Here is a 568-nt window from a genome sequence, read left to right on the forward strand (position 1 = left end):
CTCCGACGGTGACGCCAGTGATCCGGCCACCCTGACCATCGACATCAAGGATGACGTGCCCGCGGCCAAGGATGACACCGCCGAGACCGACGAGAACCAGCCGATCACCGTCAATGTGCTCGACGGTACGGCGGGCGAGCCTGACGTGGCCGGGGCCGACGGTCCCTACACCTTCGTCACCGACAGCGTGAGCCTGGAAAGCGGCAGCGGCACCATCACCAACGTCGACGCCAACGGCAATATCACCTTCACGCCGGCCGACGGCTTCGAGGGTGACGCGGTGATCAACTACGCGATCCGCGACGCCGACGGTGATATCAGCAGCGCGACCCTGACGATCACCGTGGACGCCACGCCCGAGGTCCAGGTCAATCCCGAGTCGCCCAACGCCTCGGGCAACAGCGAGGTGGACGAGGCGGGTCTCGACGATGGCGGGAGCAAGGCCGCCACCGACCTCGAGACCGCTCTGGGGTCGCTCACCATCGACACCGGCAGCGACAGCCTGGCCAAGGTGGAGATCGATGGTATCGATGTGACCGACGGTACCGAGGCCAATCCGGTCGAGGTC

The 568-nt window shown here is 66.4% G+C and carries 1 protein-coding gene; it reads left to right on the forward strand.

Annotated elements, in window-relative coordinates; translation table 11 throughout:
* Positions 1-568, forward strand: a 568-nt coding sequence (locus C6W88_RS21805) for a cadherin-like domain-containing protein (protein ID WP_197037180.1), incomplete at both ends; no start/stop codon positions are given.

The organism is Halomonas litopenaei (assembly GCF_003045775.1).
In the GTDB taxonomy this organism is placed as follows: domain Bacteria; phylum Pseudomonadota; class Gammaproteobacteria; order Pseudomonadales; family Halomonadaceae; genus Halomonas; species Halomonas litopenaei.